Annotated in this window: 26 protein-coding genes and 1 riboswitch; of the genes, 7 read left to right on the forward strand and 19 right to left on the reverse strand. The window is 39.2% G+C overall.

Annotated elements, in window-relative coordinates:
* Nucleotides 1–40: 40 nt before the first annotated feature.
* Together mnmL and mnmM are read left to right on the forward strand one after the other, a co-directional pair.
* Nucleotides 41–985 carry a tRNA modification radical SAM protein MnmL/YtqA gene (gene mnmL, locus ACZ2V4_RS03675; RefSeq protein WP_414738620.1) on the forward strand — a complete coding sequence of 315 codons (945 nt, stop codon included), beginning with the start codon at nucleotides 41–43 and terminating at the stop codon, nucleotides 983–985.
* A complete protein-coding gene (mnmM, locus tag ACZ2V4_RS03680) occupies nucleotides 982–1,533 on the forward strand; it encodes a tRNA 5-(aminomethyl)-2-thiouridylate-methyltransferase MnmM (protein WP_099483702.1) in 552 nt (183 codons plus the stop codon). The genes mnmL and mnmM overlap by 4 nt, the downstream gene beginning before the upstream one ends.
* 19 nt (nucleotides 1,534–1,552) lie before the next feature.
* On the opposite strand, the gene ACZ2V4_RS03685 is transcribed toward mnmM, so the two are convergent.
* A complete protein-coding gene (locus tag ACZ2V4_RS03685) occupies nucleotides 1,553–1,957 on the reverse strand; it encodes a transcriptional regulator, SarA/Rot family (protein WP_219492771.1) in 405 nt (134 codons plus the stop codon).
* 25 nt (nucleotides 1,958–1,982) lie between these two features.
* Nucleotides 1,983–2,804 (reverse strand): alpha/beta fold hydrolase, encoded by an 822-nt coding sequence (locus tag ACZ2V4_RS03690; RefSeq protein ID WP_413474771.1) that lies wholly within the window; start codon nucleotides 2,802–2,804, stop codon nucleotides 1,983–1,985.
* An 85-nt stretch (nucleotides 2,805–2,889) separates the two neighbouring features.
* Here ACZ2V4_RS03690 and ACZ2V4_RS03695 point away from each other — a divergent pair, with 85 nt between their 5' ends.
* Nucleotides 2,890–3,405, forward strand: a complete 516-nt coding sequence (locus tag ACZ2V4_RS03695) for a gamma carbonic anhydrase (RefSeq protein WP_413474770.1) — start codon at nucleotides 2,890–2,892, stop codon at nucleotides 3,403–3,405.
* Nucleotides 3,406–3,440: 35 nt separating this feature from the next.
* Here the strand turns inward: ACZ2V4_RS03695 and ACZ2V4_RS03700 are convergent, their stop codons facing one another.
* The 8 genes from ACZ2V4_RS03700 to ACZ2V4_RS03735 form a co-directional block, all read right to left on the reverse strand.
* Nucleotides 3,441–3,776 (reverse strand): hypothetical protein, encoded by a 336-nt coding sequence (locus tag ACZ2V4_RS03700; protein ID WP_219492778.1) that lies wholly within the window; start codon nucleotides 3,774–3,776, stop codon nucleotides 3,441–3,443.
* A 113-nt stretch (nucleotides 3,777–3,889) separates the two neighbouring features.
* Nucleotides 3,890–4,558, reverse strand: a complete 669-nt coding sequence (locus ACZ2V4_RS03705) for an NAD(P)H-dependent oxidoreductase (protein ID WP_413474767.1) — start codon at nucleotides 4,556–4,558, stop codon at nucleotides 3,890–3,892.
* A gap of 124 nt (nucleotides 4,559–4,682) precedes the next feature.
* On the reverse strand, nucleotides 4,683–5,183 hold the full coding sequence (locus tag ACZ2V4_RS03710; protein WP_413474765.1) for a GNAT family N-acetyltransferase: 501 nt from the start codon (nucleotides 5,181–5,183) through the stop codon (nucleotides 4,683–4,685).
* 12 nt (nucleotides 5,184–5,195) lie between these two features.
* Nucleotides 5,196–5,858, reverse strand: a complete 663-nt coding sequence (locus tag ACZ2V4_RS03715) for a YjjG family noncanonical pyrimidine nucleotidase (RefSeq protein ID WP_490514509.1) — start codon at nucleotides 5,856–5,858, stop codon at nucleotides 5,196–5,198.
* Between the two features lie 116 nt (nucleotides 5,859–5,974).
* Nucleotides 5,975–6,757 carry a hypothetical protein gene (locus tag ACZ2V4_RS03720; protein WP_490514510.1) on the reverse strand — a complete coding sequence of 261 codons (783 nt, stop codon included), beginning with the start codon at nucleotides 6,755–6,757 and terminating at the stop codon, nucleotides 5,975–5,977.
* Nucleotides 6,747–7,085 (reverse strand): PadR family transcriptional regulator, encoded by a 339-nt coding sequence (locus ACZ2V4_RS03725; protein WP_101140142.1) that lies wholly within the window; start codon nucleotides 7,083–7,085, stop codon nucleotides 6,747–6,749. The genes ACZ2V4_RS03720 and ACZ2V4_RS03725 overlap by 11 nt, the downstream gene beginning before the upstream one ends.
* Nucleotides 7,086–7,641: 556 nt before the next feature.
* On the reverse strand, nucleotides 7,642–8,379 hold the full coding sequence (pnuC, locus tag ACZ2V4_RS03730) for a nicotinamide riboside transporter PnuC (RefSeq protein ID WP_420496105.1): 738 nt from the start codon (nucleotides 8,377–8,379) through the stop codon (nucleotides 7,642–7,644).
* A gap of 11 nt (nucleotides 8,380–8,390) precedes the next feature.
* Nucleotides 8,391–9,485 carry an AAA family ATPase gene (locus tag ACZ2V4_RS03735; RefSeq protein WP_420496106.1) on the reverse strand — a complete coding sequence of 365 codons (1,095 nt, stop codon included), beginning with the start codon at nucleotides 9,483–9,485 and terminating at the stop codon, nucleotides 8,391–8,393.
* Between the two features lie 160 nt (nucleotides 9,486–9,645).
* On the opposite strand from ACZ2V4_RS03735, the gene ACZ2V4_RS03740 reads away from it, so the two are divergent.
* On the forward strand, nucleotides 9,646–9,777 hold the full coding sequence (locus tag ACZ2V4_RS03740; protein WP_256447888.1) for a hypothetical protein: 132 nt from the start codon (nucleotides 9,646–9,648) through the stop codon (nucleotides 9,775–9,777).
* 3 nt (nucleotides 9,778–9,780) lie between these two features.
* Here the strand turns inward: ACZ2V4_RS03740 and thiT are convergent, their stop codons facing one another.
* On the reverse strand, nucleotides 9,781–10,338 hold the full coding sequence (gene thiT, locus ACZ2V4_RS03745) for an energy-coupled thiamine transporter ThiT (RefSeq protein WP_219492792.1): 558 nt from the start codon (nucleotides 10,336–10,338) through the stop codon (nucleotides 9,781–9,783).
* A gap of 272 nt (nucleotides 10,339–10,610) precedes the next feature.
* Here thiT and ACZ2V4_RS03750 point away from each other — a divergent pair, with 272 nt between their 5' ends.
* Nucleotides 10,611–11,603: a proline dehydrogenase family protein gene (locus tag ACZ2V4_RS03750; RefSeq protein WP_420496107.1), complete on the forward strand. Its 993-nt coding sequence runs from the start codon at nucleotides 10,611–10,613 to the stop codon at nucleotides 11,601–11,603.
* Nucleotides 11,604–11,639: 36 nt separating this feature from the next.
* Here ACZ2V4_RS03750 and ribH read toward each other — a convergent pair whose 3' ends face one another.
* The 6 genes from ribH to hutU all read right to left on the reverse strand — a co-directional run bounded on the left by ribH (nucleotide 11,640) and on the right by hutU (nucleotide 18,726).
* The gene (gene ribH / locus ACZ2V4_RS03755; RefSeq protein ID WP_099483721.1) at nucleotides 11,640–12,104 is read right to left on the reverse strand and encodes a 6,7-dimethyl-8-ribityllumazine synthase; all 465 of its coding nucleotides are present in this window, start codon (nucleotides 12,102–12,104) and stop codon (nucleotides 11,640–11,642) included.
* Nucleotides 12,101–13,291 (reverse strand): 3,4-dihydroxy-2-butanone-4-phosphate synthase, encoded by a 1,191-nt coding sequence (ribB, locus tag ACZ2V4_RS03760; protein WP_420493858.1) that lies wholly within the window; start codon nucleotides 13,289–13,291, stop codon nucleotides 12,101–12,103. The genes ribH and ribB overlap by 4 nt, the downstream gene beginning before the upstream one ends.
* Nucleotides 13,291–13,914, reverse strand: coding sequence for a riboflavin synthase (locus ACZ2V4_RS03765; protein WP_413474757.1), 624 nt, complete (start codon nucleotides 13,912–13,914; stop codon nucleotides 13,291–13,293). Before ACZ2V4_RS03765 ends, ribB begins: the two co-directional genes overlap by 1 nt.
* A 4-nt stretch (nucleotides 13,915–13,918) precedes the next feature.
* Nucleotides 13,919–14,944, reverse strand: a complete 1,026-nt coding sequence (gene ribD / locus ACZ2V4_RS03770) for a bifunctional diaminohydroxyphosphoribosylaminopyrimidine deaminase/5-amino-6-(5-phosphoribosylamino)uracil reductase RibD (protein WP_219492804.1) — start codon at nucleotides 14,942–14,944, stop codon at nucleotides 13,919–13,921.
* 137 nt (nucleotides 14,945–15,081) lie between these two features.
* A riboswitch (FMN riboswitch) is annotated at nucleotides 15,082–15,208 on the reverse strand.
* A gap of 617 nt (nucleotides 15,209–15,825) precedes the next feature.
* A complete protein-coding gene (gene hutI, locus ACZ2V4_RS03775) occupies nucleotides 15,826–17,058 on the reverse strand; it encodes an imidazolonepropionase (RefSeq protein ID WP_420496108.1) in 1,233 nt (410 codons plus the stop codon).
* 18 nt (nucleotides 17,059–17,076) lie between these two features.
* Nucleotides 17,077–18,726, reverse strand: coding sequence for a urocanate hydratase (gene hutU / locus ACZ2V4_RS03780; protein WP_420496109.1), 1,650 nt, complete (start codon nucleotides 18,724–18,726; stop codon nucleotides 17,077–17,079).
* A gap of 131 nt (nucleotides 18,727–18,857) precedes the next feature.
* Between hutU and ACZ2V4_RS03785 the strand changes: the two genes are divergently transcribed.
* The gene (locus ACZ2V4_RS03785) at nucleotides 18,858–19,745 is read left to right on the forward strand and encodes a LysR family transcriptional regulator (protein ID WP_420496110.1); all 888 of its coding nucleotides are present in this window, start codon (nucleotides 18,858–18,860) and stop codon (nucleotides 19,743–19,745) included.
* On the opposite strand, the gene hutG is transcribed toward ACZ2V4_RS03785, so the two are convergent.
* Together hutG and ACZ2V4_RS03795 are read right to left on the reverse strand one after the other, a co-directional pair.
* Nucleotides 19,705–20,640: a formimidoylglutamase gene (gene hutG / locus ACZ2V4_RS03790; protein ID WP_490514511.1), complete on the reverse strand. Its 936-nt coding sequence runs from the start codon at nucleotides 20,638–20,640 to the stop codon at nucleotides 19,705–19,707. The genes ACZ2V4_RS03785 and hutG overlap by 41 nt on opposite strands.
* Nucleotides 20,633–22,084: an FAD/NAD(P)-binding protein gene (locus tag ACZ2V4_RS03795; protein WP_490514512.1), complete on the reverse strand. Its 1,452-nt coding sequence runs from the start codon at nucleotides 22,082–22,084 to the stop codon at nucleotides 20,633–20,635. The genes hutG and ACZ2V4_RS03795 overlap by 8 nt, the downstream gene beginning before the upstream one ends.
* Nucleotides 22,085–22,199: 115 nt before the next feature.
* Here ACZ2V4_RS03795 and ACZ2V4_RS03800 point away from each other — a divergent pair, with 115 nt between their 5' ends.
* Nucleotides 22,200–23,330 carry a betaine/proline/choline family ABC transporter ATP-binding protein gene (locus tag ACZ2V4_RS03800; protein WP_101143235.1) on the forward strand — a complete coding sequence of 377 codons (1,131 nt, stop codon included), beginning with the start codon at nucleotides 22,200–22,202 and terminating at the stop codon, nucleotides 23,328–23,330.

Here is a 23,330-nt window from a genome sequence, read left to right on the forward strand (position 1 = left end):
TTATATGTTAAAATCCATATATTAAGAAAGAGGGAAGATTATGAAACCATTTAAATATGCATTTGATGAAAAAAGATACCATACATGGAACTACCATCTCCGCAATAAATTTGGCAAGAAAATATTTAAAGTTGCGCTGGAAGGTGGCTTTGACTGTCCGAATAGAGACGGCACTGTCGCATTTGGCGGTTGTACGTTCTGCTCTGCTGCTGGAAGCGGTGACTTTGCTGGAGATCGTGTAGATCCGATTCCAGTTCAGTTTGAAAAGATCAAGAATAAGATGCACGAGAAATGGCAGGATGGTGAATATATCGCTTACTTCCAGGCATTTACCAATACACACGCACCACTTGAAGTGTTAAAGGAAAAATACGAAGCGGCACTTGCAATTCCCGGTGTTGTCGGCTTGTCAATCGCTACACGACCAGACTGCTTGCCGGATGATGTTGTTGAATATTTAGCAGAACTGAATGAGCGTACTTACCTTTGGGTCGAACTTGGACTGCAGACCGTTCATGAGAAGACTTCTAATATTATCAATCGCGCCCACGACATGCAATGTTACTATGACGGCGTCGCTAAACTACGTAAACATAATATTAACATTTGTACGCACATTATTAACGGTCTGCCGCTTGAAGATTATGATATGATGATGGAAACGGCACGCGTTGTTTCACAGATGGACGTTCAAGGTATTAAGATTCACCTGCTTCATCTATTAAAAGGGACGCCGATGGTCAAGCAGTATGAAAAAGGAATGCTTGAATTTATGGATCAGGAAACATACGTAAAACTCGTTGCGGATCAGCTTGAAATACTCCCAGAGGAAATGATTATCCATCGCATAACAGGGGATGGTCCAATCGATTTAATGATTGGACCAATGTGGAGCGTAAACAAGTGGGAAGTGTTAAACGGCATTGATGACGAACTGAAAAAACGTGACAGTTATCAAGGTAAATATTTTGGGATTGAACAATGAAAGCACTCGGCATCCTTCCATTTGCAAGAAAACTTATCGACACATATATCGAACAAGGCGCAACAGTAATCGATGCGACGTGCGGTAATGGCAACGATACGCTCTATCTAGCACAGCAGCTCCAGGGCACTGGCGTTATCCATGCATTTGATATACAGCAGTCAGCGATTAATAATACAAAGGATAAAACAGCAGCATTCAATAATATTCAATACCACTTGGATGGGCATCAAAACGTTCTGGATTACGTCGATTCTCCTGTACGTCTTTCAATCTTCAACTTAGGCTACCTACCTAAAGGAGATAAATCGATCGTAACATTGCCACAGACAACAATTCAGGCCATTGAGCGCATATTTTCTATACTGGAAAAAGAAGGCATCATCATATTAGTCATATATCCAGGGCATGCTGAAGGTCAGATTGAAAAAGAGGTTGTATTAAACTATCTGCAACAATTCAATCAAGAAGATGCTCATATCTTTAAGTATGAATTTATTAATCAGAAAAACAATCCGCCATTTATATGCGCAATAGAAAAACGCTGATCTTCTGATCAACGTTTTTTTATCCGCATATTTCCATAATTGCATCAAAGTGTGCCTTCATCTGTTCTTTTTTTCCTTTAAGAGACTCACACGCACAGTTGACAATCTCTTCCTTTATCGGAAGTTTTTCTTCGTTATAATAAATCATGACCGTACGTTCATCGTCTGCTGGACGCACCTTTTTTATCCAGCCATTTTCAACTAACGTATTATAAAAGCGCGTGCGTTTATAGGGTTTAATATTTAAGTATTCATCCAGAGCCTTCATCGGCATTGGACCTTTCTCCCATAATGTAACCATAACAATATATTCTTCTTTCGATAAATTAAAATTATCACTGATGAGATCAAATATTTCATCAATCTCCTGTTGAAGTTCGTTCAGTAATACCATATCACTCACTTCATGTTTATATTTAGACATATTCCCACCTCACATCAAACATATCTTACTGTATACCCGAATCTTCTGTAATCAATCCTATATAATTCATCCTGTTATTCATAAATGATTCGACATAGTATAAGACGTTATCACGTTCTGGTTCGTTATGCAGTTCGTGGTATAGCGTACGCCAGTTTTTAATGTAGATTTCTGATGTCTTAACCTCTTTAGTAAACAATTTAATTTGATCAACATCTGCAACCCTATCTGCATCACTGAACATAATCATCAACGGTACATCCCCGATCTTATGAATATGTTCCATTGTTGCTTTCATAGATTCGATAATCGATTTATATAGATTAAAGCTTACTTTCTGTACCATTAATGTATCTTTTTTCAGTTCATCAATATTCGCCTGTACACGCGTCAAGTCCTCAAGCGGGATATTCATATCGAACTTTGCTTCCTTCGAAATTGAACTCAGACCAGATACCAGGAAATTCTTACGTGTCGTCACTGTATTTTGAAATCCAAATAATGGAGATAATAATACTACGCCTTCTAATTTTAAATCAACGTTCTCCAGAAGATTTGTTACGATGAGTCCGCCTAAACCCACACCTATCAAGAACACCGGCATATGATATTCTTCTGCGACCTCTATCCATTCCAATACTTTTTCACCATAAACATCGAACGATTCGATATGCCCACGGTTCACACGCGATGTTTGTCCCTGGCCTGGAAGGTCTCCCATAATCACATGATACCCATCTCTACGCAACCTCGTTATAAACCATGCGTAACGTCCATGATGTTCAAGTAAATTATGTACGATGACGACAACCCCTTTTGGTGTTCCCTCTGTTTCCCACTTCCACATAATGATGCTCCTTTATATTTCATACTACTTGTTATTAATGATAAAATTATTATACCAAATAATTTTATTTCATGGAGGGAAATGTATGTTATATGAATATGATGGTAAGCTTCCTCAACTCGATGACTCAGCGTTTGTAGCTCCAAATGCTGTAGTTACAGGAGATGTTACAGTCGGGCGTGACGCTACAATATGGTATGGCACAGTAATTCGAGGAGATGTAGCACCTGTATCTATCGGTAACGGAACAAATGTACAGGATTTATGTTGTTTACACCAGTCAGGTGGAAAACCACTTATTATCGAAGACAACGTAACAATCGGTCACCGCGTCACTCTTCATTCACCAATTATTCGTAAAAATGCATTGATCGGGATGGACTCTACCATTCTTGATGGGGCTGAAATTGGCGAAAACGCATTTATTGGTGCTGGTTCTCTTGTTCCGCCCGGGAAGAGGATTCCACCGAATACATTAGCATTCGGACGCCCGGCTAAAGTCATTCGAGAGCTGACAGAAGAAGATAAAGCGGAAATGGCCGCGAATATTGAACGTTATATCTCCAAAGGAAAACAGTACAAAAAGATGCATGAACAATAAAAATGGGCGAGAGAAATATCTCTCACCCATTTTTATTATGCGATTCCGAACCTTTTATGCATAAACGGTAAGCCCGCAATAATAAAGCTTAATAGAAATTCATAGAACATCGAGAAGAAGTTCATAAAGAAGAATGTTACATTATGATATAAAATCGAACCGATACCTTCAGCACCATACAAGTAATTCACATCGATTGCATTGTCGATAATGTTCAGCACAATAATAACAAGCGCCATCGTCCATGCTTTCTTTGTAATTATTGCAGCAATTAAAGCGATAATCGTGATGACAATCGGCTCAAACACGAACAATTGAAAAAATGGGTCAAGTGTACCACCGAAAATATAAAACGCCATATCTCTAAACATATAGACACCTCTTCATTAATAAATCTAAGACATCTATATCTTAACATCAATATACGCAGTGCGATGTTAAGATTTCTTAAAGATTGACGTATTTATTTACATTAAATTAACAATTAAAAACGACTAACTACATCATCGTATGGACGACGTGCTTTCGGACGTTTTGGACCTTGTGCACGATAACCGAAAGCCACCATAACTGAGATCCCCTCTTCTTCAGGGTTCATCACGCCATGTTTAGCTAATATATCGTTAACCGCTTCATAGTTAAATCCTTCAATCGGACATGAATCGATACCGATTTCTGCTGCTGCTGTCATCATATTACCTAATGCGATATATGTCTGTTTACCTGCCCAGTCAAATAATGTACGTTCATCATTTGCAACATCAATATCTGTCGTCTGGAAACTTTCGTAAATGCGGATCATCTTCTGTAGGATCTCATCATTGTTTACACGTGGCCCGAAATGATTTTTAAACAGTTCTGAATCATATCGTGCATTACGTTTCGCCAAAATTAAAACAAAGTGACTCGCAGTATCTAACTGACCTTTCGCTGCGCCCCAGCCCACCTGTTTAATCTCTTCTTTTACCGCTTCATTTTCTAGAATTACGAAGCGCCACGGCTCTAATCCGATAGAAGATGGACTTAATCGACCCACTTCTAAAATAAATTTCATATCACTTTCGTCAACAGGTTTATCCTTATCGAATACTTTCGTAGCGAAGCGAAAATTATGCGCTTCTATAATCTGTGCTTTTAATTGTTCTTTATTCATATTATCCCTTCTTTCAATTAGATAATAGGGAATATAGCGCTTGATGTAAAGCAGAATGAACTCGAGGATGAGGTTTAAGTTTGTATGAGTGACCGCTATCTGGACATTCACAAACTACAGTAATTTAAAGATATAGATTCATCAATACAGCATCTTTATATTCATCATTCACTTTAGAATAATTCTTAAAATAACCGATTTCTTTAAAACCGAACTTCTGATACAAGTTTATCGCTGATTCATTGTCATGATAAACTTCAAGTGTAATAATTTCGATTGACCTTTCTTTCGCAAAATCAATCAATGCTTGCATCATTCGGCTTCCAACGCCTTGTCCCCAGTAATCTTTACGCACAGATATTGCAAGTCGTGCTTGATGTTCTATTCTCATACGACCATTTCCCATTATATTTCCAATACCTACAACGTTATCCTCATCCATTGCAACAAGCATAATATCCTTCTCTTTCGCTGCAATATTCTCTATAATCGTACGTTCTGTTTCAACCGAGAAACCTAGTCCTTCACTGCCGAACAATAGATTATCTGTTTCCCCGCCAACAATCTTGCAATACTCAAGAATCCCTTCAGCATCATTAATATTGATACTTCTAATCTCAAACATCGCTATCTCCCCTTATAAGATATTCTTAATTTCTTCTAATTCTTCAATGCGATACGTGGCATCTACTTGTTTTACGCCATAGTAGCAGCTATCTATCCCGAATTGATGTGCCCCGATGATATCTGACGTATATGTATCTCCAATCATCAGAACTTCCGATAAATCTTTGACTTCAAGTATTTCGATACAATGTTTAAAGAAATTGTGATGAGGCTTTTCATAGCCAATCTCCTCAGATATAAAGTGATGCGTGAAATATTCCAGAATACCGGCATCTTTCATGCGCTTCATCTGGGTATAGAACACACCATTAGTTGCAGTACAAAGGATGTAGCCCTTACGCTTCAAATAATCCAGAAACTGCAATGCGCCATCCACAAGCACATGGCTGTTATTAATATGCTCTCTAAAAATCTGTTCCTTCACTGCACCGTCCACATCAATACCAAGCGTCTTAAAGAAAATTTTAAAGCGATGTGTCAGTACATGACGCTTATCAACTCTACCCGCTTCAAGCTCACGCCAAAGCCCGACATTAATATCATGATAACGTGCGTATAATTCATCAGAAAAAGTCATACCTTCCGACTCAAACACACGCCTAATCGCAGTTTCTTCACCTTTTTTGAAATCGAGGATCGTATTATCTAAATCACATAAAATATATTTGTACATTGTAAACTCCTGATTGACTTTATTGTGAGATAACGTTCATAATCTCTTGAAATTTTACTTTTAATGATTTACCTTTTGAAAATAAAATATTAAGAATTTCCAACTGTTTTGGATTATTAATGATCTGCATTCTTTTTCTCCTTATCGAATGTTTTTTTAAAGAAAAGGATTACTGCTATTATTATAACAAAATTAAGAATAGTAAATGTTATAGTTGATATTGTTATAAATTCTTCACTATTAGGTGATTTCGATGTTAATAACTTTGCAACCAGATCAGGAAAAACAAGATATAATACTACTGCAATTAAATAGAATTGTTTAAATATAATACAAACGATGATATATATAATTGTAAGTGATAATCCAATATAGAAACTAGTGCTATTATCTAATTTTAATACGATAGGACTATCAATGTTTTTTAAAATGAATTCTGTTCCTACAAATATAGCTGTTGTAATCATAAAGTAAATACCAAATAATATATATGATTTTTTGTGGTCACCATATTTTTTCAAAATTGATTTCATTATGAATATTGTTAATGGTAAACCAACAAATGTAATAGTCAAATAGTAAAATAATCTATATAATGACAATTCATAATCTCCCCTTACCAAATCGGGAATTATCGTTAAAAGTAAACTACCTATTAAAATCATAAACATAAAACTAATTAAATTTTTATCAAATGGTAATTCATTAGATATGCTTTTTATATATTCATCAACAGATCCACCTGTTACACTTTCAATACTATCGCCTCGAGATTCAGCTTCAATTAGATGATCTCTCAATTCCTCTTCTATACTTTCAATATCTTCATCTTTTTTACCTCGAGACATCAGTTCCAAACGTAACTGTAATAGAAAATGCTCTGCTTCATTACTCAACATTATTAACACTCCTCATCAAATTATTCATGCCTTCATTTAACGATAACCATTTTTCATTAAATAATTTCAGCTCTTCTAAACCTTCATCCGTAATAGAATAATATTTACGTTTCGGGCCACCAGTATCAGACTTTATCATTCTGGTTGATACATAACCTTTTTTATCAAGTCTTAATAAGACAGGATAAATACTTCCATCGCTAATTTCAGGAAAATCATTTTCTTTCAGCTTCTCTAGTATTTCATAACCGTAAGTTTCGCCTTGAGAAATTAAACCTAGAATCGCCCCATCCAGTAATCCTTTCATCATTTGATCATGAATTGACATCTTTTTACTCCTAACATTAGATAGCTATCTTATAATGTAAGATAGTATATTTTTATTCATACGTCAACTATCTTTTATTAAAAGATAGTTGAAAATCTTTAAATCATGATATACCTGCATACTAATTATTCAACGTGGCACGTGTTTTATTTTTACGTGCCACGTTGAGAGCAGTTGCTTGGTTGCACATGCCAAGGTGGCTCATGTTTATTTTTTATGAGCCATCTTGTGCAGATTCATCACTTCCAACCCCTCTTCTTGGCTCATGTTTATTTTTTATGAGCCATCTTAAGCAGATTCATCACTTCTAACCCCTCTTCTTGGCTCATGTTTATTTTTTATGAGCCAACTTAAGCAGATTCATCACTTCCAACCCCTCTTCTTGGCTCATGTTTATTTTTTACGAGCCATCTTGAAGTGCATCCTACTCCTCATACTGCCATCTTGGCTCATGTTTTTATTTTACGAGCCAAGATGAACATAATTATTGCCATTAAATTGATTCATCAGCTCCTCTATTCCTACACAAAAAGACCAGCAATCGCCAGTCTTCATATTATCTATTTTCAACATTAACGTGCTGTAATTTCTTCCAGTAGTAATAGCCATATACACTGTTAATCAAGAATCCGATCCACATCACAACCATCGTTACGCCGGCTGCGTCAATTGTGCCATTCTGGAACATGCCGCGTGCCCATAAGAAGATTGATACGATATTGATCAGAATCCAGAACAGCCATTGTTCTTTATAACGTAATGTCATCAATGTCTGTCCGACTAAGCTTAAGCTTGTCGCTATTCCATCAACAAACGGTTGATTTGCATCTGTTCTTGAAACAAGCAGGTAGACTACCAGACTATAGATGGCTGCAGTGATAATAGCTGTAATGCCCCATCCTTTTACATCTAGTCCACGTGAATCTACTTCCTGTACGTTCGGATCATCTGTTAAATGATCTGAGTGCATGTTACGTATCCAGAAGTATAGTCCTACAAACTGGAAGATTCCAAAGACCACTTGTAATCCGACTTCACCGTAATATTTATGCATATAACTAATATATCCGTATGATGCCACTTGTATGAGTCCGTAGAAGAATGTAGAAAGCCTTCCTTTCGCACTCATAATTACACAAAGAATTCCTGATACACTCGCTACTACATTCAGCCAGTCTGTCGTACCATCTACGATTCTGAAGTAAACCAGTATCGCTACTTGTACGAGCATGAATAAACCGAAGAACACTTTCTCATAAGTTGTGAAACCTCTAAAGTCCTTAACTAAAAACATATCCCATCTCCTTAGTTATCTTTGCCATCTGCAAGTATTGCGTCAACAAGACGGTGTGCTTCTTCGTACTTCTCCTGGAAACTGTTCCCTTTTAATACGACCATCTTATCTTCCAGGCCATGATATTCAATTTCATCCAGAAACATTTGATGCATATCAAGGCGTGCCTTTTCGTCTGCCATCGACATATCTCTGAAACCGTCATCTACATAATTCGTTGTTGGTGGTAATACGATAATCAGCGCCCATGTCTGAAGTGAGATATAGTAATCAAATACGGGTGCAATCTTCTCATAATCTTCTTTAGGTGCATAGAGTTTCGTATAAAGCTTCGTCGTCATCACATCTGTATCTGCGAAGAATACTTTACGCGTTCCTGGAGAATGAATGTGTTTACGGTTCAGCTCAAACTGACCGATTCCAATTGTGTGTAAGTCCTTTATATCCAGTTCATCATCGCGGACTTGTCTTGTTGTCTGATACTCCCTTGAATATTCCAAAGAATATGAGGTTGAATAGCGTCTTGCCAAGTCTCTCACGAGCGTTGTCTTTCCTGTACTTGCCGTTCCGATTACCAATATATTTTTAACGAAGAATCTTCGGAAAGGGCGCGTTACAAAATCCCAGTTTAATATCGGATTCTCACGTATCGACGTTCCGCTGATACCGGTAATTCTGCGATCTACCTTTGTAATTTGTATCTCACTTTCTAGAAACGCTTCCGTGAAATATGTATCCAGTGGTTCAATATACTCCTCTTCTCCCACATAAAACGTTACAGATTCCATCGGTAAATCTAGGCTTACTGCTTGTGACTGAATCTTATCTCGTAATAAATCAAGCCATGGTGCCCATCCAGCCGGATACCTTGGAATATTCGTTTCATCGAGTGTGACCACGGTTACATTTTCATCGTCCTTTAGCAGTTCACGCATTGCCTTCACACGATTCATCAAGCTCATTCCTGCTTTATCTCCTCTGTCATCATCATAACCAGAAACGATGACAAGTGCATTTTTATTCTCACGTTTTGCGCGAATAATCTGTTCAAGATGTCCTACATGACATGGTGCAAATGTTCCGAAATATACCCCTAGATCTCTCATCCCAATACTCCTTTAATTTATTTCTACTTATTATAACAATTTCGCTTTAGATTGTACTCAATAAAGAAGATTTACAATCCTATACAATAAATTAATCTTTCTTTTAACAGATATTTACAATATTTCGCTACAATTAAATTAATTTAAGAGGGGGCTCATGATGAAACTACTGAAAAAGGTTGTTATCGCATTTTTAACAATTATCTCATTACCATTCTTTATAGAAATAAGCTCTGAACCTGTCCAATCTGATTTTATCACGGAACATAAAAAAGCTCCGTCCGAAGACTAGAGCTTAATATTTGTTATAATTTGCCACACTAAATAATCTCGGGGCTACAGTGAACAGGATTACCAGAATAATAATACATGTGATACCGTTAATAAGTGCAATTTGTCCGTTATAGAGCAATGAATACAACCATGCCGGCTGCCCTTTTGGCGCATAAGCTCCAAAATATACCCATCCCGACAAGAAATGAATGAAGTAGCGCGCGAAAACTGCAAGTGCCGTAAAGATTACAATCTTCATTTTATTGACTGGCTGTCCAGCAAGTCCTGCGAGTCCAATCAATGTAAATGCGAACGCATAATCAAGAAAGCCCTGTAGGGGATGTACGATACTACCTGCTGCATCTCCAACTGCAATCTGCAGTAATCCCCATAAGAATCCTGCCGTCATCCCTGCTTTAACACCTCTTCTGAATGACAGTAATAACACGGGTACCATCGAGAAGCTCAAGCTTAACCCGAAGAATATACCTTTAATCTGTGAATCAATAAAGTCCAGCACCATTGCAAATGCTGCCATCATCGCAATTTCTAGCAATATGACCGTTCTCTCTCTGTTCATAACCAATCTCCTTTCATTGCTTATGAACCAGAAGCCACATTCCTGCGCAAGCATTACCTTACAGGTTCAAGCGTATCATCTCAGCACAATAGGCACCGCTTGTGGTTCATAGCAATACTCATTTTACACGAGTTAATAATATTTTCAATAATTCACAATATTTATTAAAGGAATTTTTACACAAATTAATAAATAATCCACAAAATTCTTTTGACCTTTTAAAGCGTTTTCATTATTATTAAAATAATGAAAGACTACAAGGAGGATGTAAAATGGGTTTAACAAGAGATTTTTTCATCAAACTAAGTGAGAACGAAACATTGAATACAGCAGCTAAGAAATATGGTTTAGCATTAGGGGCACATAAAGTTGTTGCCGGAACAGATATGGAGACGACAATCGAATCTATCCGTGCATTAAACGCAAAAAATATCTCTGCTACGGTGGATAACTTAGGAGAATTCGTCTTCTCAAAAGAAGAAGCGACAGCTGCTAAGAATAATATTCTAGAAATGATCCAGGCGATTTATGACACAGGTGTTGATGCACATATGTCGATCAAGTTAACACAGATTGGATTGGATGTTGACCCTGAGTTCTGCTATGAAAACGTTCGTGAGATCTTAATGAAAGCTTATGAATGCGGCAATATGCATGTGAATATGGACACTGAAGATTACAGTCACACTGTACAGACATTCGAAATGTTAGATCGTTTAAAAGGTGAATTTAAAAATGTCGGTACTGTCATTCAGGCTTACCTTTTCCGTGCTTCTGAAGAAATTGATAAATATCAGGACGTACGTCTACGCCTTGTAAAAGGTGCATATAAAGAAGATGCATCAATAGCATACCAATCAAAAGAAGAGATCGATGCGAACTATATCAAGATCATCGAGCAACGTCTATTAAATGCGAAGGCGATGACTTCAATCGCAACACATGATCATAACATTATCGATCACGTGAAGAAATTTATTGCACAGCATAACTTAAACAAAGACTTAATCGAATTCCAGATGCTGTATGGTTTCCGCTCTGAGCTTCAAGTAGAGATAGCAAATTCAGGATATAATTTCTGTACATACGTACCTTACGGACAAGACTGGTACGGTTACTTCATGCGTCGCTTAGCTGAGCGTCCGCAAAACTTACAGCTTGTGTACAAATCCGTCGCAACACCTGAAGTGAAGAAGAATGCTGGTATTGCAGCAGGTGCTGCAGTTGGTATCATCGCATTATCGAAATTATTCAAAAGAAAATAAAATAGACCCCATGTGAAATATCACATGGGGTTCGTTTTATAATTCATCCATCATCTTATTCAAGTTTGCCATTTCAATCGCACTGATTGCAGCATCTCCACCTTTATTCCCTGCTTTTGTTCCTGCTCTTTCAATCGCCTGTTCAATACTTTCAGTTGTTACTACTCCGAAGATGACCGGTGTACCGTATTCTCCGGCTTTTGCAATACCTTTTGCCGCTTCATTACATACATAATCATAATGTGTCGTTGCCCCGCGTATAACACAACCTAACGTTATAACTGCATCGTACTTTTTCTTTTGTGCAAGCTTAGACGCTACAAAAGGAAGTTCAAAGGCACCTGGCACTAAAAATGTATCGATATCCTCTTTAACTACACCATGTCGTTCTAAAGTATCGATTGCACCTTCAGTCAGGCGGTCTGTAATAAAATGATTAAAACGTGATGTAATGACTGCAATCTTTAAACCTTCACCTGTTAACTTTGCACTATAGTTCATATTAAATTCTCCTTTAGTAAATGTCCTAGTTTTTGTTTTTTTGTTTCTAGATAATCTTTATTTTCATCAACACTTTGAAATTGATGGGGAATACGTTCAATCACTTCAATGCCATAGCGTTTTAATCCATCAATTTTGCGTGGATTATTCGTCAGTAACTCCACTTTATGAACACCGAGATCACGTAACATTGATGCTGCAACTGCATAGTCGCGCAAGTCGCTCCCAAATCCTAGCGCGTGATTTGCTTCTACCGTATCCATGCCCGCTTCTATTTTTTCATATGCTTTCAATTTATTAATAAGTCCGATACCGCGGCCTTCCTGTCTTAAATAAAGCAGTATACCGCCGTGCTTATCAATATGCTGCATCGCTTCTTCAAGCTGCTTGCCGCAATCACAACGTTTACTATGGAAGACATCACCTGTTAAGCATTCTGAATGGATGCGTATATGAGGGATGCCTTTGTAAGGTTTCACATAAGCGACATGTTCTTTATCCGAGTAAATTTCTTTATAGCCATACATCTGAAATGTACCGAAATCTGTCGGCATATGTACTTTCGCTTCTCGTGTGACAAGTGGCTTCGTTGACTTAATATAGTCAATGATGGCATCGATTGTAATCATCTTCAGGTCATGATTTTCTTTGTAAATGACTAAGTCATCACGTCTTGCCATCGTCCCATCATCTTTAATAATTTCACAGATGACGCCCGTCTCACTTGCACCAGAGAGCTTTGCCAGATCCACACAAGCTTCTGTATGACCTTTTCGTTTAAGTACGCCACCTTGCTGTGCAATGAGCGGGAAGATATGACCCGGCTGGTTAAATTGAGCTAACGTGACATTATTATCTGCCAGTGCTTTCACTGTCATAAAACGTTCCTTCGCACTGATACCTGTCGTCGTATCTTTATGATCGATACTGATTGTGAATGCCGTCTTATTCGGATCCTGGTTGTTCATGGTCATCGGTAGCAGTCCTAGTGTGTCGTTAAGTGCGTGAGAAATCGGTGCACAGACAAGACCTCTCGCATGAGTGATCATAAAGTTAATCGTCTCTTCAGACATAAAGTCTGTGATTGCAATCAAATCCCCTTCATTTTCACGGTCTTCATCGTCAACTACGATTATAGGTTTACCAAGTTTCAAATCTTGCAGTGCTTCTTCAATGGAATCAAACATTACATCATCATCTCCAGTTTAGATAAAGTGAGTGTATCACTCGACTTCGTCTGATTTAGAATATATTTGCCAAGCATATCAAATTCGATATGCACTTTATCGCCAGTCTTAAGTGTATTAAGCATCGTGCTGCGTACCGTTTCAGGAATAATATTTAATGTGATTGAATTCGTCAGTTCAAAGATCGTGAGTGAAACGCCGTTCACTGCAATAGAACCTTTCGGAATGACGTTGTTCTTAAACTGTGGTGGTAGTTCCAGTTCGATAATATATGTCTTTTCATTATGCTGGATACGTTTTACTGAGACACTAGTGTCGATATGTCCACTGACGAAGTGGCCACCAAGACGCGTCGTCGGCAGTAATGCACGTTCAAGATTTACTTGAGTGCCGGCTTTCATCGTATGAAAAAGCGTAATCGCACTAGTTCCACGCACGATGTCTACGGTAAACGATTGCGCATTAAATGACGTTACCGTTAAACATACACCGTTCACGCTGATTGAATCACCGATATGTATATCGGATAATATTTCCTGACAGTTAATCGTCATCACTGTCGTATCACTTTGCTGCTTTATCTGAGAAATTGTACCGACTTCTTCTACGATACCTGTAAACAAGAGATCACGCCTTTCTGTAAATAAGGAGTACGTCGTCGTCGAACTGATTTACAGAGACAAGATTAAAATGCGTCATATCACGCATTGAGGAAAGAGTATCAGTCGTTAAAAACTGATGTTTTGAAGTTCCACCTAACAGTTTCGGGGCAATGTAGTGGTGTATTTCGTTATAACACTTTGCTTCTATAAATGTGCGGATGGTCTGCATTCCGCCTTCAATTAATAAATTACGGATGCGCTCATTATAAAGCGCTTTTAATATATCTTCTGGACTTAAGCGCGGGACATGGATGACCGTAATACCATCGATATGCTGATCGATGGCTGAAACGATGATTAAACGCGACCTATCATAATCGTTATCGTCTTGTGTATTTAATACAAACGGACCATTTGTAACGATGACTTTTTTAATGCGTTTATCTTTGTAAAGTCTCGCATCAAGGGTCGGCGTATCCTTTTTGTAGGTATTGTACCCAACCATAATCGCATCCATCCCGTAGCGCACTTGATGCGCATGTGCACGAGATTTATCGTTCGTAATCCATTTGCTTATACTTTCATCATCGGCAGTTTTACCATCAATCGTTGTTGCCATCTTAATTGTGACATATGGTAGTGAAGATGTTTTACTCGTGAAAAACGGTGCGTAAAACGCAGCGATTGCGTCATCTTCTACCTTTTCAACTTCAATGCCTTTAGACTGCATATAGCTTACACCTGATGATAACGTTACATCTGACGCTGCATAGACAACCTTGCTTATGCCAGCAGCGACGATCTTTTCAGTACAAGGTGGCGTCTTCCCATGATGACTGCACGGCTCAAGCGTGCAATAAAGTGTCGCACCTTGCGCATGAGTCCCTGCCATATGAATCGCATTCACTTCAGCATGTGCCTCACCTTCAGTCAGATGCGCACCGATGCCAACAATGCGATCATCTTTCACGATGACACAGCCGACTGTCGGATTCATACCTGTCTGTCCTTCTGTCCATTTCACTAATTCAAATGCTTTGTTAATATACATCTGTTCCTCCTATAAAAAAATCTCCCGAACAAAATATGCTCGGGAGATTGGAAATTTAGGTTCAACAAATAAGACCATAAAATGGATATCGTCGAGTTTTAAGTTATCAACAAATAAACCATCGATTAATGGTATCCTTATTCTTTCTCCCATCCAGACTTTAACTGTCGGCCTCTGATTTTCAAAGAGTCAGCCTTATGCAGTGCATAAGGGTCGCGGGCTATCACCGCCGGTTGGGAATTTCACCCTGCCCCGAAAGAATGTTATTAACTTGTCTGTCAATTACGACAAGTTAATCGTATCGAAGTTTGACCGAAAAATCAATGGAAAGATTTCGGATGTTTTAGGTGGCGATGCTGAGGTGTGATAGCTGAGAAGTGTCCTTGATACGCAGTGAACGTCATCTTGGCTCATGTTTATTTGTTATGAGCCAACTTGGCGATTCTCTATACGCGGTGAACGTCATCTTGGCTCATGTTTATTTTTTGTGAGCCAACTTGGCGATTCTCTATACGCGGTGAACAGCATCTTGGCTCATGTTTATTTGTTGTGAGCCAACTTGGTGGTTCTCTATACGCAGTGAACGTCATCTTGGCTCATGTTTATTTTTTATGAGCCAACTTGGTGGTTCTCTATACGCAGTGAACAGCATCTTGGCTCATGTTTATTTTTTATGAGCCAACTTGGCGGTTCTCTATACGCGGTGAACGTCATCTTGGCTCATGTTTATTTTTTGTGAGCCAACTTGGTGGTTCTCTATACGCAGTGAGCATCATCTTGGCTCATGTTTATTTTTTGTGAGCCAACTCAATTCGCTCCCCTATCCGATATTCCCTATAAAAAAATCACCCTCAACTTAAAATTGAGGGTGATACATCGTACTATTTCAACTTAAATTCATTCTCAACAATGACTTTCCCTTTATGAATCACTTTCTCTGCATGGTTAACACCATATTGATATGGTATGTACTCATGGTTCTTCGCATGCCACACCACTATATTCGCTTCATCACCTACATCGATTGTTCCAGCGTCTAACCCAATAGCTTTCGCAGCATTGACTGTAACGGCATTCCAGATTTCTTTCGGTGATAACTTGAGTTTCAGTGCAGCAATGCTCATCACCATCTGTAAGTTACTCGTTACGCAGCTTCCTGGATTGTAGTCCGTCGCAATTGCAATGGCACCGTTATTGTCTAACATACCACGTGCGTCTGCGTATTCATTTTTATCGAGGTAGAACGTTGTTCCCGGTAATAATACTGCGACTGTATCGCTATCTTTTAGCATCTCTTTCCCTTTTTCACTTGCTGCTACTAAGTGGTCCGCACTGATGGCATTCTCTTCGATAGCAAGTTCTAATCCACCAAGCGGGTCGATTTCATCGGCATGGATTTTCACTGGTAAGCCATGCTCTTTCGCTGCCTGCATGTATTCACGAGACTGATCGATTGTGAACACACCTGTTTCACAGAAGATATCCGCAAAGTCTGCTAAATCTTTCACTTGCTCTAAATCACTGATACATTCTTTAATAAACACGTCACTGTCTTTATCTTTCGGTACAGCGTGTGGTCCAAGGTACGTATGTTTCATGTTGATGCCGTACTTTTCCTGTAATCTTTTTGAAACGCGTAACTGTTTTAACTCATGCTCTAAACTTAAACCATATCCACTTTTACTTTCAACACTGAGTACACCGTGATGAATCATGCGCAGTAATTCATGCTCTGCTTTTTCGAACAACTCATCTTCACTCGCTTCACGTGTTGCTTTCACTGTAGAGTGAATGCCCCCACCTTGCTCAAGAATTTCAAGATATGACACACCTTGGCGTTTCAAGCTCATTTCGTGTTCACGTGAGCCGCCGTGCACTAAATGTGTATGCGCATCGACGAGTGCTGGTGATACTGTCTTTCCTTTCGCATCAATCGTTTCACTTGCTACATACTCATCATTAAATTCTCCGGCATAAACAATCTTGCCATCTTTAATAACGACCGTTCCGTTCTCTATAATTTTAAGGTCTGCAAGTTCCGCACCCTTTAAAGGTTTGTCTGTCTTCTTCGGTAAGATTAGTTCACTAATGTTCTGAATTATTAAATCGTTCATCATAACCATCCCCATCTATTATTTGTCAAGCATTGGTACATTGATGCCTTTTTCTTTCGCAACATTAACCGCAATATCATATCCCGCGTCAACATGACGCACTACACCCATACCTGGGTCCGTTGTGAGCACACGTTGTAATCGTTCTTCAGCGTTTTTCGTGCCATCTGCTACAACAACCATGCCAGCATGTAATGAATATCCCATACCTACGCCGCCACCGTGGTGAAATGAAATCCATGATCCACCAGCTGCAGTGTTGATTAGTGCGTTCAATATTGCCCAGTCTCCCACTGCATCACTGCCATCTTGCATGCTTTCTGTTTCACGGTTCGGACTTGCAACACTTCCTGCATCTAAGTGATCACGACCGATAACGATAGGCGCAGAAATCTCTCCAGTTTCAACAAGTTTATTTAGTGCTAACCCCATCTTAGCGCGTTCACCGTATCCGAGCCAAGCGATACGAGATGGTAATCCCTGGAATGCAATCTTCTCACTTGCTAAGTCTAACCAGCGCATTAATTTCTTATTATCAGGGAATAATTTACGCATCTCTTCATCTGCGCGTTCAATATCTTTTGGATCCCCGCTTAATGCTGCAAAGCGGAACGGTCCTTTTCCTTCGCAGAATAGCGGACGAATGTATGCTGGTACGAATCCTGGGAAGCTGAATGCATCTGTAACACCTTCGTCAAATGCAACTTGACGGATATTATTTCCGTAATCGAATGCAACTGCGCCACGTTTTTTGTACTCAAGCATGTATTCAACGTGTTTCGCCATCGATTTCTTCGCTAGACGAACAACTTCTTCAGGATTTTCCTTACGCATCCTCACTGTTTCTTCGAATGTGTATTCAACTGGTACATAACCGTTTAATGGGTCATGGGCACTTGTCTGATCTGTTACGATATCAACTTTAAAGTCTTTATCTAATAGTTCTTTATAGACATCGACAGCATTACCAACAAGTCCGATTGATAATGCCTCCTTCTTGTCTTTCGCTTCAGTCGCCAGGCGAATCGCTTCGTCTACACTATGCGTCTTCACATCACAGTAACACGTTTCAATACGTTTATCGATACGGCTTTCATCGACATCTATACCGATAACTACCCCACCATTCATCGTGACAGCAAGCGGTTGAGCCCCGCCCATACCACCAAGTCCTGCAGTTAATGTAATCGTACCTGCTAAGTCTCCATTGAAATGCTGATTTGCAAGTTCTCCGAATGTTTCGTACGTTCCTTGCACAATCCCTTGGGAACCGATGTAGATCCAGCTTCCTGCAGTCATCTGCCCGTACATCATCAAGCCTTTTTTATCTAATTCATTGAAATGCTCCCAGTTTGCCCATTTCGGAACTAATACAGAGTTAGATAATAATACACGTGGTGCCTGGTCGTGCGTCTTAAACACTGCGACAGGTTTACCAGACTGAACAAGTAACGTTTCATCCTTTTCTAAATTACGCAAGCTTTCAACAATCGCATCGAAGCTTTCCCAGTTACGTGCTGCTTTACCGATACCCCCATAGACAACTAAGTCTTCAGGGTGCTCTGCAACTTCTGGATCTAAGTTGTTATAGAGCATACGTAATACCGCTTCTTGCTCCCAGCCTTTACATTCGATTTCTAAACCTTTCTTTGCTCTAATATTTCTCATTATAATCGCCTCCATTTATTTAAATTTTCAGTTTATTGTGCTCGTTACTTATTATAATCTGCTATTATATAGTTATCTAATATAAATAAACTAATTATTAATAGGATTTAACTATAAAAGGAGCATGAACAGTGAAAATTCTACATTTCGAATATTATATTGCGGTTGTTGAACATCAAAGTTTCACGAAAGCGAGTGCGTATCTGCATATTAGTCAGCCATCGTTAACGGCTGCAATCAAGAAGCTGGAAACGGAAATAGGATACAAGCTATTGACGAGAAGTACGAAGGAAATCAAGATTACGGAGCGTGGTATTCTGTTCTATCAGTATGCAAAAGATATTGTACATAAATATCAGCAGACGGTCGAACAAATGTATGACTTAAATTACAGCAATAACCCTAAAATTAAAATCGGTATATTAGAGTCTGCAAGTAAATGGGTAAGCACTGTTATCGCGCAGCATAAAGAGCATGATACAGATCAGCATTATATGATCAGAGAAATATTGACGACAGATGCGATCACACAGGCCATCACCAATTATGATGTCCATATCGCATTATCAAATGAACAGCTTATCCATGATGACATTATTTCACTGCCATTATATTCAGAGGACTATATCCTCACTGCACCAAACGATACATTTAATAATAAAAGAAGCGTCAATCTAGGCGATCTGCCGCTGATTCTGCCGAATGACTCCTTTCAAGTCCGTAAACATCTAAATGATTATTTCTTAAGGCATAATATCAGGCCTCATATCGTGCTTGAAGTGGATCGTTTTGAAACGGCGCTTAACTATGTGCATGAGCGTATCGGTTATGCAGTCATCCCTAAAATATACTATCAGTCTCATAATGCATCTCATCTTAATGCGATTACGATTCGTCCGAACATCAGTCGCACAATCTATATCAATTACCACAAAAAAAGAAAGCACTCCACGAGAGTACTTTCTTTAATAGATGGCTTTATAAAATATTGGGATTTCGGTGCACTGCAAAAAACATGATGTTGCCGACAAGCTTTGCAGTGCGTTCATCTATATCATATTCTGGATTCATCTCAGCAATACTTAGATGACGCGTCTTGCCATATGAGAGTATTTCTCTTATAAGACGCTCTACTTGCTGAGGTGTAAGTCCGAAGCTGCACGGTGCACTGACACCTGGTGCATATGCACTGTCAATCACATCGAGACATAGCGTCAGCATAATAATGTCATACTGCTCGATAAATGACTGGATAATTTCATCTGTCGTATCATAGTCGATATCTTCAGCGAGCACATATTTCACGTCATACTGTTCCGCTACTTCAAATAAATGCTGTGTGTTCCCCGCTTCCTGCAGCCCAAGCACGAGGTAGCCGGCATCTGCATCTTCTTCAAGTATCTGTTTAAATCCTGTACCACTCGTTGCATATTCACTATCGCGCAGATCGAAATGCGCATCAATATTGACGACACCGATAGACTGCTCCGGATATAAAGCTTTTAATCCTTTAAAATGCGCATAAGAAATATCGTGTCCTCCACCGATTAACAGGTGGAACTTAGCATAGTCATTCGTCTTATCAATGAGTTCAGCATATTCATGCTGCACATTCTCAACAAACTTCTCTTCAGTCGTCACATTCCCGAAGTCAGCAATTGATAAATCATGCATCAATGGCAGGTTACCAAACTTTGTACGTATCGCATCAGGCCCTTGCTTCGTACCCACCCTGCCTTGATTCAGATAGACACCACGATCAACCGCATACCCGAGTATACCAACATCAAATCGTTCTGTAAGCTCACCTTCTGCATCTACTACTTGTGCTACTTGAAAATTTCTAAAATGTGCACGATTATCATTATCATCTATTCTGCCATTCCATAATGCAGCATCTGCTTTGCTATACATCCAATCCCTCCTCTTCAGCTAGAGCTTTAACTGTTCGTTTCGCTTCATCAATCAGTTCCATTATACCGTTATCTAAGTAGTTGACACCAGATGTCTTCTGTCCAAGCATAAAGAAGCGTGACATGACACCATCTCTCATAATAACCTGATTGCGAATCGGCGTTACATAGAAACCTCCATCTGGATGCTCAATCAGCAAGTCCTGATTCACAAGGTTTTCAATCAAAGGATTAGGTTCAGTTGCATCCTTGTAAGCTTTTGCTGGGCCTGTCGCATTAAACACATAATGTACACGTAGCTCTTTATCCTTTGTGTGAATGCGGAACTTATTATATTTATACTCAATGTCTGTTATTCCTCTATAGATCTCTACGCGTCCACTAGAAAGGGCATCGAGCAGTTCCTCTGCCGTTCCTTCAGGCATTGGATTCGCATAATCATCTAGTATCGGTGCATAGTGTTTGCGATATGCTGCTTTATCTTCTCGTGTCATAAATGGCCATATATACGATGCGATATGGACTATTTCAAGGACGAATGACTGCATCAGCCCGACCTCTTCTGGATGACTCAAGTCAAATTTTAATGCACGTACTGGATTTGAACGGTTAATACGTAGTTTCTCTACATCTAAGCCGAGTCCATCAAGCTCTTTTTTGAACCTTTCTACCAATTCCTCCAATGGAATATAACCATGATGCGCCACTTTGATTTTCTCAAGTTTCTTATGCGTTATATATTTAAACTTGACCTTCTGCATCTTACCACGGACCGACTGTACCTTACCATCACGGCTGATAAGCGCTAACTTGTTCGTACTATGTGCGATAAAGTAACGCACAATATCGAGACTTGAAAGGCCTGTCCCAATAACCGCATAATCTTTGTTCGCTTCAATGCTCTTCTCATGCAGTGGATACGGCCATTTATAATAGCCCGTTGTTCCTTCAAGCTGATAAGGATCCATCGGTCCAAACTGGCCTGGAGATAAAAATATAGCATCAAAATAATATTTCTCATGCTGAGTGGAAACGACATATTCCTGACTAATAAACTCAACATTTCGTGCATGGTCTGTTATAATAGATACGTTCTTCTTGTTCGCAAATTTCTCAAAGTGTTCTTGCATGTATTTACCGAATAATTGTCGAGAATAATAACGATTGGCTGAAGTGTTCTCCGCTTCATCGAGATGAATCTCTTTGTTAACATCGCTTTTTTGAATCCAGTCGATGAAGTCTCGTTGCTTATTAGGTTTCATACTGATGAGATTTCCAGGATAATTCATCAGCAGTTCGGGGTCGTCGTACTGAAATGCACGTCCACTCCCCATATACTTCTTATCATCAAAAACTGTAATCTCAGCTTTCATTTTTTTTTCTTTATGCAGATACTTCAGCACAGATATGCCACCAACGCCTGCACCTATAATTGCAATTCTCATTATATCCACTCCCTTACCTATATATTATCAAAAAATTGGGTAAACAAACTTATAGTATATAATTTTTATATTTATATAAGACTTATTCACAAAAAATATTTTATGAGGTGAAGACATGTTAGAAATGAATAACGTCTCGAAAGTTTATAAAGGCGGTAAAAAAGCAGTGTCAGATTTAAATATTTCAATCAAGCAAGGAGAGTTTATCGCGTTCATCGGTACGAGCGGTTCTGGTAAGACAACTGCGATGCGTATGATCAACCGTATGATCGAGCCAACTAGCGGGACGATCACTCTGGACGGGAAGAATATCAAAGAACTGAACCCCGTACAGCTTCGCCGTAAAATCGGCTACGTCATCCAGCAGATTGGATTACTGCCTCATATGACGATTCGTGACAACATCACGCTTGTACCGAAATTGCTGAAATGGTCAGAAGAGGACAAGAACAAGAAAGCTGAAGAACTGATTCAGCTCGTCGATCTTCCATTATCCTATCTTGACCTCTATCCCGCTCAGCTCTCAGGGGGACAACAGCAACGTATCGGTGTCGTACGTGCACTTGCTGCAGATCAGGATATCATTCTGATGGACGAACCTTTTGGTGCACTGGATCCACTTACACGTGATACTTTGCAGGATCTAGTGAAAGAGCTGCAGGTCAAATTCAATAAGACTTTCATCATGGTCACGCATGATATGGACGAGGCTATCAAATTAGCAGATCGCATCGTCATTATGAGTAATGGTGAAGTCGTACAGCTTGATACACCGAACAATATATTAAGACGTCCAGCAAATGATTTTGTGCGCGACTTCATCGGCGAAAACCGTCTGATCCAGACGACGCCTAACGTTAAAACAGTTGATGAAGCAATGGTCAAACCCATCTCCGTTACAGCTGAGAAGTCAATAGGTGAAGCGATACAGATTATGCGTGAGCGTCGTGTAGATACATTGCTCATCACAGACAATGATAATGTCTTAGTCGGCTACGTCGACATTGAAGACTTATCTGAAGCAGCTAAGAAATCATTAAGCCTGTCTCGCATCATGAACCATAATGTCTATTTCGTGCGTTCTGGTGTGTATCTTCAAGATACAGTGCGTACCATCCTTAAGCGTAATATTCGTCTTATCCCAGTGCTTGATAAGCACGACAGACTGCTCGGCGTCATTACTCGTGCCAACTTAGTAGATATCGTCTATGACACTATCTGGGGCGAAGAGTTAGAGGAGGTATAA

It is taken from the genome of Macrococcus sp. CoH-51_TC_04 (assembly GCF_058188655.1).

What these genes read in the sequence shown, in the direction of transcription:
- ACZ2V4_RS03735 (WP_420496106.1), bottom strand. Translation starts at nt 9,485, where the DNA reads ATGAGAGATCTAGGGGTATATTTCGGAACATTTGCACCATGTCATGTA.
- ACZ2V4_RS03750 (WP_420496107.1), top strand. Translation starts at nt 10,611, where the DNA reads ATGGGTTTAACAAGAGATTTTTTCATCAAACTAAGTGAGAACGAAACA.
- ACZ2V4_RS03710 (WP_413474765.1), bottom strand. Translation starts at nt 5,183, where the DNA reads ATGTTTGAGATTAGAAGTATCAATATTAATGATGCTGAAGGGATTCTT.
- ACZ2V4_RS03720 (WP_490514510.1), bottom strand. Translation starts at nt 6,757, where the DNA reads ATGTTGAGTAATGAAGCAGAGCATTTTCTATTACAGTTACGTTTGGAA.
- ACZ2V4_RS03725 (WP_101140142.1), bottom strand. Translation starts at nt 7,085, where the DNA reads ATGTCAATTCATGATCAAATGATGAAAGGATTACTGGATGGGGCGATT.
- hutI (WP_420496108.1), bottom strand. Translation starts at nt 17,058, where the DNA reads ATGAACGATTTAATAATTCAGAACATTAGTGAACTAATCTTACCGAAG.
- ribB (WP_420493858.1), bottom strand. Translation starts at nt 13,291, where the DNA reads ATGTTTGATTCCATTGAAGAAGCACTGCAAGATTTGAAACTTGGTAAA.
- ACZ2V4_RS03740 (WP_256447888.1), top strand. Translation starts at nt 9,646, where the DNA reads ATGAAACTACTGAAAAAGGTTGTTATCGCATTTTTAACAATTATCTCA.
- mnmL (WP_414738620.1), top strand. Translation starts at nt 41, where the DNA reads ATGAAACCATTTAAATATGCATTTGATGAAAAAAGATACCATACATGG.
- mnmM (WP_099483702.1), top strand. Translation starts at nt 982, where the DNA reads ATGAAAGCACTCGGCATCCTTCCATTTGCAAGAAAACTTATCGACACA.
- hutU (WP_420496109.1), bottom strand. Translation starts at nt 18,726, where the DNA reads ATGAGAAATATTAGAGCAAAGAAAGGTTTAGAAATCGAATGTAAAGGC.
- ACZ2V4_RS03700 (WP_219492778.1), bottom strand. Translation starts at nt 3,776, where the DNA reads ATGTTTAGAGATATGGCGTTTTATATTTTCGGTGGTACACTTGACCCA.
- ACZ2V4_RS03705 (WP_413474767.1), bottom strand. Translation starts at nt 4,558, where the DNA reads ATGAATAAAGAACAATTAAAAGCACAGATTATAGAAGCGCATAATTTT.
- ribH (WP_099483721.1), bottom strand. Translation starts at nt 12,104, where the DNA reads ATGAACTATAGTGCAAAGTTAACAGGTGAAGGTTTAAAGATTGCAGTC.
- ribD (WP_219492804.1), bottom strand. Translation starts at nt 14,944, where the DNA reads ATGTATATTAACAAAGCATTTGAATTAGTGAAATGGACAGAAGGACAG.
- ACZ2V4_RS03685 (WP_219492771.1), bottom strand. Translation starts at nt 1,957, where the DNA reads ATGTCTAAATATAAACATGAAGTGAGTGATATGGTATTACTGAACGAA.
- thiT (WP_219492792.1), bottom strand. Translation starts at nt 10,338, where the DNA reads ATGAACAGAGAGAGAACGGTCATATTGCTAGAAATTGCGATGATGGCA.
- ACZ2V4_RS03690 (WP_413474771.1), bottom strand. Translation starts at nt 2,804, where the DNA reads ATGTGGAAGTGGGAAACAGAGGGAACACCAAAAGGGGTTGTCGTCATC.
- ACZ2V4_RS03695 (WP_413474770.1), top strand. Translation starts at nt 2,890, where the DNA reads ATGTTATATGAATATGATGGTAAGCTTCCTCAACTCGATGACTCAGCG.
- ACZ2V4_RS03800 (WP_101143235.1), top strand. Translation starts at nt 22,200, where the DNA reads ATGTTAGAAATGAATAACGTCTCGAAAGTTTATAAAGGCGGTAAAAAA.
- pnuC (WP_420496105.1), bottom strand. Translation starts at nt 8,379, where the DNA reads ATGTTTTTAGTTAAGGACTTTAGAGGTTTCACAACTTATGAGAAAGTG.
- ACZ2V4_RS03795 (WP_490514512.1), bottom strand. Translation starts at nt 22,084, where the DNA reads ATGAGAATTGCAATTATAGGTGCAGGCGTTGGTGGCATATCTGTGCTG.
- ACZ2V4_RS03715 (WP_490514509.1), bottom strand. Translation starts at nt 5,858, where the DNA reads ATGTACAAATATATTTTATGTGATTTAGATAATACGATCCTCGATTTC.
- hutG (WP_490514511.1), bottom strand. Translation starts at nt 20,640, where the DNA reads ATGTATAGCAAAGCAGATGCTGCATTATGGAATGGCAGAATAGATGAT.